The following is a 10,730-nucleotide window of genomic DNA, read 5'->3' as shown; positions in this document are numbered from 1 at the left end:
TGGCCTCACGTGTGGTTTGCGGGCGCGGTGTCACGATCGAGACTTTCGTCCCAACGAGCGCGTTCAGCAGGGTGGATTTGCCGGCATTTGTGCGACCCACCAGCACGGCCAGACCGCAACGAAAGGGTTGTTCCTGGCCGGCGGCTCCGGCTGAGGCGGGTCGGGGATTTGTTCCTGGCGGGTTCAATTGAGTTTGGTTGGCTGGCTGCATCAAGCAAAACCAGTATCGAAAATCAAACGCCCGCCGGCAATGCCATCTTCTTACGCAGCGGCCCCGCGCAAGGCGCTCAGCGCATCCTCGAAATCCTCCGGCAGCGGCGCCCGGAACATTTGGCGCGTGCCGGTGCGCGGATGCGTGAAGCCGAGTTCCGCCGCGTGCAGCATCTGGCGCGGCGCCGCGTAGCGGGTCAGTTCCGTCAAACGCCGGTTCTGCCGTTGTCCATAGGTGTCATCCCCCACCAGCGGATGGCCGAGATGCTGGAAGTGCACGCGAATCTGATGTGTGCGGCCCGTGTGCAAAATCGCCTCAACGAGCGTGGCTGAATTCAGCCGTTCCAAAACCCGATAACTGGTGTGTGCCTCGCGCCCGCGGTCGTCATCCACCGCCATGCGTTTGCGATGGGACGCATGGCGCGCAATGGCGGCGCGAATGTCGCCTTTTTCCCGGGCCACTTCGCCGCAAACAATCGCGAGATAGACTTTGTGGACGTGGCGCCCGGCGAACTGCGCCGAGAGCGCGAGGTGGGTTGCGTCATTCTTCGCCACGACGAGGCAGCCGCTCGTATCCTTGTCGAGCCGGTGGACGATGCCCGGGCGCGCCACGCCGCCGACGCCGCTGAGTCCGCCGGCACAATGATGCAGCAGCGCGTTGACGAGCGTGTGCTCTGCGTTGCCGGCGGCCGGGTGCACCACCAGCCCGGGTGGTTTGTTCAAGACCAGCAACGCCTCGTCCTCGTAAAGGATGTCGAGCGGGATGTCCTCGGGCTGCGCCGCCGCGGGCTTGGCATCGGGCCATTCCACGCGCACCACGTCTCCCGCCCGCGGCGTGTGCGTGGGCTTGGTCTGCGCGCCGTTGACGGTGATGTGGCCTTCCTCGATGAGCCGTTGAATTGCCCCCCGCGACATGGCGGGGAATTGTCGCCGCAGCCACGCATCGAGGCGCTCGCTGGGAAAGGAGCGGTCAAGAGTGACGGTTTCGCTGCGCATGGAGACGGAAGAGGGAGTTTAATCAGTGCAAGAGCCAACCAGTCATGAAACCACGGACAGGCCACCGTTTCCCAATTACCCATTTAACTCTTTTAACCATTCAACGTTTCACCCGCTTTTGCAGGCTTTGACTTCTCGCTCCGCCAAGTCACCCAAAAGACCAGGGTGACGCCAATGCAGATGCCGCTGTCTGCAACGTTGAACGCCGGAAACCCGAGTTCACGTCCGTCCGCGCGCTGAATGAAGAAGTAAAGAAAGTCGATCACCTCGTGCCGGCCCGGCAGCAGCCGGTCGGTCAGATTGCCGAGAATGCCGCCGAAGATCAGCCCAAACGCAATCTGGCCCGTGAGCGTTTTGGATTCAAAATGGTGCCGTGTGAAATACAACACGACCAGCGCCAGCAAAGCGATCGCCGCAAGCGTGGCGTTGTTGCCCCGAAACATGCTCCACGCCGCGCCCGTGTTGCCCCAGTGCACGAATTTGAAGAAGCCCTCGATGACCACGCGCTCCTGGCCCCGTGGCAGCGACGCGAGCACGAGCGCCTTGGTAAGCTGGTCCAGCCCAAAAACCACCAGACCAATGGCCGCGATGCGGCGATTGGGCGTGCGGAGCAGGTTTTTGAGAAAATCCATGAGCCGACCGGGCGCCTGTTTAATCAGCCCGAAACCAAAACACAACCCTTTTGCAACAACTGGCTTGTTGACTTGGAGGTTTCCTTTGGTAGCTTTGCCGCCCTTTGTGACATGAAAACGTATTTGCCCAAAGATAATTTGGATGCGCGCAAGTGGCATGTGATTGATGCTGACGGGGCCGTTTTGGGCCGGCTGGCGGTGCAAATCGCCGACGTCTTGCGCGGCAAGGACAAACCCACCTTCACCCCCCATCTCGACGCGGGCGACTTCGTGGTCGTCATCAACGCCGAAAAGGTGAAACTCACCGGCAACAAGGAGACGGCCAAGGAATACATGAGCTACTCCGGCTGGAAAGGCGGCGAAAAATATCGCACCGTCACCCTGGTCCGCGAGAAGCATCCCGAGCGGCTCATCGAGCACGCGGTCAAGGGCATGATCCCGAAGAACCGCCTTGGCCGCCAGTTGCTCACCAAGCTGAAGGTGTATGCCGGGCCAAACCACCCGCACGCGGCCCAGAAGCCCGACACGATCAAGGCCGGCAAATAATTTAACCCCCGCGAAGAACCATGGCTGAAAAGAATCAAATTTGGGGCACGGGCCGTCGCAAGACCTCGGTCGCCCGCGTCAAGCTCACGCCCGGCTCGGGCAAGATCATCGTCAACAAGCGCGCCTTCGACACCTACTTCCCGATGGAAGCCCAGCGGGTCACGGCCACCCAACCCCTCACCCTCACCGGCAACGCGGACAAGTTCGACATGCTCGTGCTCGTGAAGGGTGGCGGCCCGATCAGCCAGGCTGGCGCCGTCCGGCTCGGCTGCGCCCGCGCCCTGCTCAAGGTGGACGCCAACCTGCGTCCCGCCCTGAAGGCCGAAGGCTTCCTCACGCGCGACTCGCGCATGAAGGAGCGCAAGAAATACGGCCAGCCCGGCGCCCGCAAGCGCTTCCAGTTCAGCAAACGCTAAACTGCCAACCGATTTGCCAACCCCGCCGGCCACGGCGGGGTTTTTTGTTTTTTATCACGCGGTTCAATTTTCTTTTCAGTTGGCAGATTCCTGCTTTGCTGACCGCACTCGAATATGAGCATGAAAAACGTCAGAGTCGCCATCGTCGGAGCCTCGGGGTATTCCGGCGAAGAACTCGTCCGGCTGCTGCTGGGCCATCCGCACGTCGAACTCACCGCCGTCACCTCGCGCTCCAACGCCGGCCAGACGCTGGCCCAGGTTTTCCCCAAATTTGCCGGTCGTCCGCTCGCCAAGACGCTGCGTTTCACCGAGCCCAACGCGGCGCTGCTGGCCAAGCAGGCCGAGGTCGTATTTCTCGCCCTGCCCCACGGCGTGGCCGCGGAATATGCGGTGCCGCTGTTGAACTTCGGTTGCCGCGTGATTGACTTGAGCGCCGACTTCCGGCTGCGCAGCGCGGAGATTTACCGGGAGTTCTACGCCCACGAACATCCCGCACCCGAGTTGCTCGCCAGGGCCGTTTACGGCTTGCCGGAGGTTTATCGGACGCAGATCAGAGACGCCCAGCTCATCGCCTCGCCGGGCTGTTACCCGACGAGCGTTCTGCTGCCGACCCTTCCGCTGCTGCGGGCGAGGCTGATCAAACGGCAGGGCATCATTGCCGATTCCCTGAGCGGCGTGAGCGGCGCCGGGCGCAAGGCGGAACTCGATTACCTCTTCTGCGAATGCAACGAGAGCATGCGCCCTTACGGCGTGCCGAAGCACCGGCACCTGTCGGAAATCGAGGAGCAGCTCGGGTTCGCGGCCGGGACCGGGGTGACGATTCAATTCACGCCGCACCTCATTCCCGTCAACCGCGGCATTCTGACCACGCTGTATCTCGCGCCCGCAAACCATTTCGCCACCGCCGAGGAAGCCGCCGCGCTCGGCCGGCAAATCGCGGAATGCTATCAAGCAGCCTACGCCAGTGAACCCTTCGTCCGGCTGCTGGAAGGCAAGGCGCTGCCGGACACCAAGAACATTGTGGGCACGAACGTCATCGAAATCGCGTGGCGGCTGGATCCGCGCACCGGCCGGCTCATCGTCATGAGCGCCGAGGACAATGTGACCAAGGGCGCGAGCGGACAGGCGGTGCAGAGCATGAACATCGCCTGCGGCTTTCCCGAGACGGCGGGGCTGATCTGACCAATGCAAGAACCCACCGGCAGCGGCATCAAAGCGTGGGCGCCCGATTACCACGAGCCGCCGTTCTGCTTTCTCCAGCAATTTGAAACGCTGACCCGCCTCGTGGCCTGGAGCGGGGACGCCGCGCAAATCCAGCGCGCGTTCTTCGCCCTCATTGATCAATTGCCCGATCCGCTGGAAATCCTGCTCAAGGTGGCCGCCGGCCAGGCCGAGGATGGCGAACCACTGTGGACGCGTTACCAAGGCATGAAGCGGCGGGAGGCATTTATCGCAGCCGTGCGGGCGAACGAGTTTTTCGTCTTTTCCGACGGCGCCCATCAGCTCACCATCAAGGATCCCGCGCACGAACATTACCTGACGCTGGAGGAACACGGCATCTTCTTCGTGTATGCGCCAACGTCGGCGAACCTGGCGGCGTTCCGGGAAAATGGTTTTGCCGAACGCGAGGCGCCCCTGCTCTACACCGTGCCCCATTTTCAACGCGTGTCATCCGATCCCGCCTTGCAACGTCAGTTCGTTCAGGCGTTGGGCCTGCTGCGAACCACAAACTCCCCGGCCTGACATGAACGCTTCGCCGGCTCCTTTTCGTCGCCTCTGTGTGTTTTGCGGCTCGAGCAAAGGTGCGCGCGATACCTACGTGCAAGCCGCCCAGGCGCTCGGGCGCGAACTCGGCCGGTGCGGCATCGAACTCGTCTATGGCGGCGGCAACGTCGGCCTGATGGGCGTCGTCGCCGACGCCGTGCTCGCGGCGGACGGACGCGTCATCGGCGTCATTCCCGAGGCGCTGATGGCACGGGAACTCGGCCACCGGACCATTCAGGATTTGCGCGTGGTCAAAACCATGCACGAGCGCAAGGCGATGATGGCCGACCTGGCCGATGGATTCATCGCCCTGCCCGGCGGCATCGGCACCTACGAGGAATTTTTCGAAGTGCTCACCTGGACGCAATTGGGCCTGCACACCAAGCCCTGCGCGTTGTTGAACGTGGACGGCTTCTACGATCCCGTGCTGCGCCTGCTGGATCACGCCGTCGAGGAACGGTTCGTGCGCGCCGCCCACCGGGAATTGATCGTGGTGGAGACCGATCCGGCCGCCCTCTTGCAACGCATGGCCGGCCATCGCGCCCCGCGACTGCACAAGTGGATTGACAAAGACGCACTTTGACCGTTCCTAACACATCGCACATGAGCAAGAATCTGAAAACGGTTGCTGGTTCCATCGTCGCCCCGAAGGGCTTTCTCGCCAGCGGCGTCTTTTGCGACATCAAACGCCTGGGGACGGGCAAAGGCTCGAACAAGGGCAAAAAACGCGACCTTGCCCTCATCGTCTCCGAAGTGCCGGCCACCGTCGCCGGCATGTTCACGACGAACCAGATTTGCGCGGCGCCCGTTAAGGTCTGTGTGGAGCGCGTGAAGCGTGGCAAGGCACAGGCCATCGTCGTCAACTCGGGCAATGCCAACGCCTGCACCGGCCGCCAAGGCCTGGCCGACGCCAAGGCGATGACCGCATTCGCCGCCCAATTGCTGCACGTGGAACCGGCACAAGTCCTCATCGGCTCGACCGGCCGCATCGGCGTCACGATGCCGATGGACAACGTCCGGTCCGGCATCAAAGCCGCCGCACAGTTGCTCGGCAACGACGTGCAATGTGCCGGCGAAGCGGCCGAGGCCATCATGACCAGCGACACACAGCCGAAGCAGGTCGCTGTGGAATTCAAGCTCGGCGGCAAAACCGTCCGCATCGGCGGCATCTGCAAGGGCGCTGGCATGATTCAACCCGGCATGAGCGCCACCGGCGCGCGCCCGGCCGCGGTGCCGCAAGGGCTCCACGCCACCATGCTCTGCTTCATCACCACGGACGCCGCCATCGAGGCCAGGGCGCTCCAGGCCGGTTTGCAGGAGGCCGTGGCCCATAGCTTCAACCGCATCACCGTGGACGGCGACATGAGCACGAACGACACCGTGCTCGTGCTGGCCAATGGACTCGCGGAAAATGCGAAACTCGGAGCGCGGAGCACAGAATTGAAGAAGTTCCAAGCCGCCCTGAATTACGTCTGCCTCGAACTCGCGAAAATGATTGTCCGCGATGGCGAAGGGGTGACACGTTTCGTGACAGTCCGCGTTGAAGGTGCCAGGAGTTTTGCCGATGCCGATGCCGCCGCGCGCGCCGTGGCGAACAGCGCGCTGGTGAAGACGAGCTGGTTCGGCGGCGACCCGAACTGGGGCCGCATCATTGACGCCATCGGTTACAGCGCCGCGACGGTGGTCGAGGACAAGGTGGACATCGGTTACAGTAAGCCCGGCAGCCGGAAGATTCTCTGGAGCCTCAAGCGCGGCCAGCCGACGAAGGCGACTTTCAAGCAACTCTGCGCCGCCGCGGCCGCGAAGGAATTTGATCTGCACATCCGCCTGAATCTCGGCCAGGCCGGCGCCCTCATGTATGCGAGCGACTTGACCGAGGAATATGTGGATTTCAACAAGGGCGACGTCAGTGATCCGACGTCGCTGGGAGGTTAATATGAAGCTCATCCAAATCGCATCAGTTCTATTGGCCCTGTCGGTCGGCGCACCGGCTGCGGAAACCAACGCCCCCTCCCCCGTCCTCGCGCCCGGCGCAACGCTCCGGACGCTCGCGCACGAGTTCAGCTTCACCGAGGGGCCGACGTGCGACCAGGCCGGCAACGTCTTTTTCACCGACCAGCCCAACAACCGCATCATGAAGTGGAGCGTGGACGGCCAGCTCTCCACGTTTCTGCAACCCGCGGGCCGGGCCAACGGAATGTTTTTCGATGCCGCAGGCAACCTGATCGCCTGCGCAGATGAAAAGAACGAGCTTTGGTCCATCGCCACCAACGGCACGCACACCGTGCTGGCGCAGAAGTTTGACGGCCAACTGTTGAACGGGCCGAACGATGTGTGGGTGCATCCGTCCGGCGCAATGTATTTCACCGATCCGTATTATCAGCGCCCGTGGTGGGAGCACCAACAACCGCCGCAGCCGAGCCAGCAGGTTTACCGGCTGGCGCCCGACCACCAGACGCTTGCCAAACTGACCGACGACCTCACCCAGCCCAACGGCATCATCGGCACGCCCGACGGCAAACGGCTCTTCGTCGCGGACATTGGCGCCAGAAAGACCTACGTCTATGACATCGCGGCGGACGGCTCATTGACCGGCAAAAAGCTCTTTTGCAGCATGGGTTCGGACGGCATCACGCTCGACGCCGGGGGAAATCTCTTCCTCACCGGCAAAGGCGTGTTCGTGTTCGACAAAAACGGCCGGCAAGTCGAGCACATTGACGTGCCGGAGGCCTGGACCGCCAACGTCAGCTTCGGCGGGAAGGACCATCGCACGCTGTTCATCACGGCCAGCAAGGGGCTTTACGCCATGCGGATGAAATATCCCGGCGCCAACGCGGCGAAGTAGCGGGCGTCGGCGGCAGCCAGTCCGGTGGCGCGTTTCCCACACCACTCAATTCAACAGCACATTCCTCAGCCGTTGGTGCAAGCCCGGAGGAATGGTTCGGAAAAAACGCACCTCGCCCGCTGTGGAAAGCGTAATGAACCCCCTGCGGATGCCGCTCGACGCAAGCACTTCCGCAACATCTTCACGCGTAGTGGCTCGCAATTGTCCAAGAACCACCACGACTTTGCCCTCGCGAATGCGGACGACCGTCGCCCATCGCGGCGACGGCCACCACCCCCAGCTCACCCCGAGCCAGAGAACCAGCAGCGCCACACCGGCGACCAGCAGCACCACGGTGACGGCAAGGATCTCCACAAGTGTGAAGCAGTCCGCAGCCTGGTGGCGCGTTAGAGCTTGTAGAACTCCTCCCAGCCCTTGCGCGGCGGCGGACCGACCAGGAATGCGTTCGCGGTCTTGTTGTTCGTAATCTGCTTCGTCGCGCGGTCGAACTTGAGGTTCGTATTCATCCGCTGCGCCAGCACACCGAGCACGAGCACCTGGCTCAACGGGCCGGCCACGGCGAACGACGACCGGCATTTTTCCTCACCTTTGCAGGCGAGCAGGAAGTTCTTGAAGTGGTTCGACGGGCTCTTCGGCACGGGCGGCAACTTGGACGCCATTTCCTTCGCCTTGGACTCCGGAATAATCTGCAGCGTGGAACCGTGCGTGCCGCCCTTGAAGGTCAGGCCTTCGCCGTAAATCACCTTGCCCGGCGGCAGGGACTTCAGCCCGACGTTCCCGCCCGTGGGCGGCGGAATATTCGGATCGACCACGGCGCCGCCGAAGTCGGCCGGCAGCGGCGGCAGATTCTTGACGCCGTCATACCAGGTCAGTTCCAGCGGCGGCATCGAACTGCGCGCCGGGAACTTGAACGCCAGCGTGGAGGCCTGCGGGAAAATAAGCGGGCTGTAGCCGTCGAGTTTCACGGCGTCGATTTCCTCCGGCAATCCGAGATCCAGGAACTGGTGCGCCGTGTCGAAGATGTGCGCGCCCCAGTCGCCGAGCGCACCGTTGCCGAATTCATACCACGAACGCCAGTCGCCGTTGACGTAGCCCTTGTTGTAGGGATGAAACGGCGCGTGGTTCAGCCAGACGTCCCAGTCCAGCGAAGCTGGCACGGGCTGGACGGGAAGATAGCCGTCCACATGCATGCCGTGCCAGCGGCGCGCGCCGTTCATGAACGCCGTGATCTTCGTGACGTTCTTGATGATGCCCGCCTCGGTCCACGCCTTGAACTGGAAGTAATTCGCCTCCGAATGGCCCTGGTTGCCCATCTGCGCGGCCACCTTGTATTTCTTCTCGGCCTGCATCATCAGTTCCACCTCCTGGAACGTGTGCGCCATCGGCTTCTCGCAATACACGTGCTTGCCGAGCGACATCGCGAGCATCGCGATCGGGAAGTGCGCGAAGTCCGGCACGGCGACACTGACCGCCTCGATGTCCTTGCCCAGCTTGTCGAACATCTGCCGGAAATCCTGGAAGCGCGGCACATTCGGGAACATCTTGAGCACCCCGAGCGTGTGCGGCGCGCCCATGTCCGTGTCGCACAGCGCCACCACTTCGGCGAGCCCCGTGGCGTGCAGCGCCTTGACGACGTCGGCCCCGCGGTTGCCGATGCCGCAGCAGGCGAGTTTCACCTTTTCACCCGGGGCGGCCAGCAAGGCGCGGGGCGCCACCACCGAGAGCGCGCCGGTGGCCAGCACGCCTTTGAGAAAGGAACGACGCCGCATGGGCGTGGTGATGACCGAAGGAGACTGGGATGCTTTCATGAATGAATCGTGAGTGTCTGGGTGTCAATTAGCGGGTCAGCACGTGAATCTTGACGTTGCGGAATGAAACCTGGTTGCCGTGCTCCTGCAACAGGATGTGGCCGTCCGCCCATTCACCGAAGTCGGGAATATTCTTGAACTTGCTCAGGGCCACGGCGTCGCGGAACTCCGGGGAGCCGCGATCGTAGGCCAGCACCAATTGTCCGTTGAGCCAGTGCTGCACGTGGTTGCCGCGCACGACGATGCGGGCGGTGTTCCATTCGCCAATCGGGTTGGGCCGCTTGGTCGTGGCGGCCGGCATCAAATCGTAGAGCGATGCCAGCGTGCGGTCGCCGTTGCGGCCGAGTTTCGCATCCGGATGGCGGAGGTCGTCCAGCACCTGATACTCCAGGCCGATGGCGGAACCAACGCCCGTGGGCCGGCCGGTCTTCTTGTCGATCGGTGACAGGTTTGGCTGCACGAAATACTTGATGCCGCTGTTGGCGCCGGGCGTGAGCTGGAAGTCCACCTGCAATTCGAACTGCGAGTAACGCTGCCGCGTGATGATGTCGCCGCCGTCCGCCGATTCCTCGCCGCCGTTTTCATGGACTGTGAGCACGCCGTTCTTGATGGTCCAGCCCTTGGCGGGAAAGGCGTCGGTCTTGGGACTGCGCCAGCCGTCGCCCGTTTTGCCGTCCCAGAGCAATTGCCAGCCGGCGGCCTTTTCCGCATCGGTCAGGGTGTTCGCCGGGATATGATCGGCCGAGGTCAGTTCGGTGATCTTCAGATTCCGCCAGCGCACGTGCGTGCCCTCCTTGTCCTGGTCCTTGCCGATGGCGTGCACCTGCAGGGCGATGATGCCGCGCGGCGTCATCGAGTCGCGCAAATAGGCACAGGGCTCGCCATTCAACCAGGTGCGGATGGTGTCGCCAAACGCGACCACGCGCACGTGATTCCAGTCATTCGGCTTGAAGATGCGCAGGCCCTGCTCGCTGAAGGCTTTGCCTTGCGTGCCCTTTTCGCCGTCGCTCGGATACAGCCAGCCGCGGCGGGCTTCGTCGTAGATGCCGGCGCTCCACAGGCGCTTGCGTGGCACATCCGGGTCGATCTCGATCTGATAACCATGCACGCGGTCCGCGGGGATTTTGATGGTTTTGCCCTGCCACTGCACCTCGGTCGGCTGGGCAAAGCATTCGCTGCGAATCTGCACGCCGGAATTCAGCTTCGGATCCACCTTGAAATCGTATTCGAGGATGAAGTCGCCGTAGGTTTTTTCCGTGCAGAGGAAGCTGTTGGGCGTGTTCAACACGGACGTGCCGACAATTTCGCCATTTTCAACAGTGTATTTCGCCTTGCCGCCGTGCTGCATCCAGCCGGAGAGATCCCGGCCGTTGAACAGGTCCACCGTGGTTTGAGCCATGCCCACTCCGGTCAGCGCCACCGCTGCCAGAGCCAGACCAAACAGACATTTCATGCGCATAGAGAAGATTCAGACGTTTTGTTGGGAAACGAATTCCCCGTCATCATGCAAACA

At 62.6% G+C, this 10,730-nt stretch carries 13 protein-coding genes; 7 read left to right on the top strand and 6 right to left on the bottom strand.

The window, feature by feature from the left end:
- From VFV96_11785 to lspA, 3 genes are all read right to left on the bottom strand, one after another.
- A partial coding sequence (locus VFV96_11785) for a GTPase (GenBank protein ID HEU5071075.1) occupies positions 1 to 211 on the bottom strand: 211 nt, incomplete at its 3' end.
- 50 nt (positions 212 to 261) lie between these two features.
- Entirely contained in the window at positions 262 to 1,206 is a 945-nt protein-coding gene (locus tag VFV96_11780; GenBank protein HEU5071074.1) for an RluA family pseudouridine synthase, read from the bottom strand.
- Positions 1,207 to 1,298: 92 nt separating this feature from the next.
- Positions 1,299 to 1,838, bottom strand: a complete 540-nt coding sequence (gene lspA, locus VFV96_11775; GenBank protein ID HEU5071073.1) for a signal peptidase II — start codon at positions 1,836 to 1,838, stop codon at positions 1,299 to 1,301.
- Between the two features lie 111 nt (positions 1,839 to 1,949).
- Here lspA and rplM point away from each other — a divergent pair, with 111 nt between their 5' ends.
- From rplM to VFV96_11740, 7 genes are all read left to right on the top strand, one after another.
- Positions 1,950 to 2,384: a 50S ribosomal protein L13 gene (gene rplM, locus VFV96_11770; protein ID HEU5071072.1), complete on the top strand. Its 435-nt coding sequence runs from the start codon at positions 1,950 to 1,952 to the stop codon at positions 2,382 to 2,384.
- 20 nt (positions 2,385 to 2,404) lie between these two features.
- Entirely contained in the window at positions 2,405 to 2,800 is a 396-nt protein-coding gene (rpsI, locus tag VFV96_11765; protein ID HEU5071071.1) for a 30S ribosomal protein S9, read from the top strand.
- A 120-nt stretch (positions 2,801 to 2,920) separates the two neighbouring features.
- Positions 2,921 to 3,982 (top strand): N-acetyl-gamma-glutamyl-phosphate reductase, encoded by a 1,062-nt coding sequence (argC, locus tag VFV96_11760; GenBank protein ID HEU5071070.1) that lies wholly within the window; start codon positions 2,921 to 2,923, stop codon positions 3,980 to 3,982.
- A 3-nt stretch (positions 3,983 to 3,985) separates the two neighbouring features.
- The gene (locus VFV96_11755) at positions 3,986 to 4,543 is read left to right on the top strand and encodes a hypothetical protein (protein HEU5071069.1); all 558 of its coding nucleotides are present in this window, start codon (positions 3,986 to 3,988) and stop codon (positions 4,541 to 4,543) included.
- Position 4,544: 1 nt separating this feature from the next.
- Positions 4,545 to 5,147: a TIGR00730 family Rossman fold protein gene (locus VFV96_11750; protein ID HEU5071068.1), complete on the top strand. Its 603-nt coding sequence runs from the start codon at positions 4,545 to 4,547 to the stop codon at positions 5,145 to 5,147.
- 20 nt (positions 5,148 to 5,167) lie between these two features.
- A complete protein-coding gene (gene argJ / locus VFV96_11745) occupies positions 5,168 to 6,499 on the top strand; it encodes a bifunctional glutamate N-acetyltransferase/amino-acid acetyltransferase ArgJ (GenBank protein ID HEU5071067.1) in 1,332 nt (443 codons plus the stop codon).
- A 1-nt stretch (position 6,500) separates the two neighbouring features.
- Positions 6,501 to 7,409, top strand: coding sequence for an SMP-30/gluconolactonase/LRE family protein (locus VFV96_11740; GenBank protein HEU5071066.1), 909 nt, complete (start codon positions 6,501 to 6,503; stop codon positions 7,407 to 7,409).
- Positions 7,410 to 7,454: 45 nt separating this feature from the next.
- Here the strand turns inward: VFV96_11740 and VFV96_11735 are convergent, their stop codons facing one another.
- The 3 genes from VFV96_11735 to VFV96_11725 are packed head-to-tail and all read right to left on the bottom strand — an operon-like array spanning position 7,455 to position 10,670.
- Positions 7,455 to 7,763 (bottom strand): hypothetical protein, encoded by a 309-nt coding sequence (locus tag VFV96_11735; GenBank protein HEU5071065.1) that lies wholly within the window; start codon positions 7,761 to 7,763, stop codon positions 7,455 to 7,457.
- A gap of 32 nt (positions 7,764 to 7,795) precedes the next feature.
- Positions 7,796 to 9,217, bottom strand: a complete 1,422-nt coding sequence (locus VFV96_11730; protein ID HEU5071064.1) for a Gfo/Idh/MocA family oxidoreductase — start codon at positions 9,215 to 9,217, stop codon at positions 7,796 to 7,798.
- Between the two features lie 28 nt (positions 9,218 to 9,245).
- Entirely contained in the window at positions 9,246 to 10,670 is a 1,425-nt protein-coding gene (locus VFV96_11725; protein HEU5071063.1) for a DUF1080 domain-containing protein, read from the bottom strand.
- Positions 10,671 to 10,730 lie beyond the last annotated feature (60 nt).

This window comes from Verrucomicrobiia bacterium, assembly GCA_035765895.1.
Classification (GTDB): Bacteria; Verrucomicrobiota; Verrucomicrobiia; order Limisphaerales; family DSYF01; genus DSYF01.
The sequence above is the reverse complement of the archived record's forward strand: the minus strand, read 5'-3'. Positions and strand labels throughout refer to the sequence as shown.

Coding starts and splice junctions, on each gene's coding strand:
- argC (HEU5071070.1), top strand. CDS start 2,921: ATGAAAAACGTCAGAGTCGCCATCGTCGGAGCCTCGGGGTATTCCGGC.
- rpsI (HEU5071071.1), top strand. CDS start 2,405: ATGGCTGAAAAGAATCAAATTTGGGGCACGGGCCGTCGCAAGACCTCG.
- rplM (HEU5071072.1), top strand. CDS start 1,950: ATGAAAACGTATTTGCCCAAAGATAATTTGGATGCGCGCAAGTGGCAT.
- argJ (HEU5071067.1), top strand. CDS start 5,168: ATGAGCAAGAATCTGAAAACGGTTGCTGGTTCCATCGTCGCCCCGAAG.
- VFV96_11750 (HEU5071068.1), top strand. CDS start 4,545: ATGAACGCTTCGCCGGCTCCTTTTCGTCGCCTCTGTGTGTTTTGCGGC.
- lspA (HEU5071073.1), bottom strand. CDS start 1,838: ATGGATTTTCTCAAAAACCTGCTCCGCACGCCCAATCGCCGCATCGCG.
- VFV96_11780 (HEU5071074.1), bottom strand. CDS start 1,206: ATGCGCAGCGAAACCGTCACTCTTGACCGCTCCTTTCCCAGCGAGCGC.
- VFV96_11740 (HEU5071066.1), top strand. CDS start 6,501: ATGAAGCTCATCCAAATCGCATCAGTTCTATTGGCCCTGTCGGTCGGC.
- VFV96_11755 (HEU5071069.1), top strand. CDS start 3,986: ATGCAAGAACCCACCGGCAGCGGCATCAAAGCGTGGGCGCCCGATTAC.
- VFV96_11725 (HEU5071063.1), bottom strand. CDS start 10,670: ATGAAATGTCTGTTTGGTCTGGCTCTGGCAGCGGTGGCGCTGACCGGA.
- VFV96_11730 (HEU5071064.1), bottom strand. CDS start 9,217: ATGAAAGCATCCCAGTCTCCTTCGGTCATCACCACGCCCATGCGGCGT.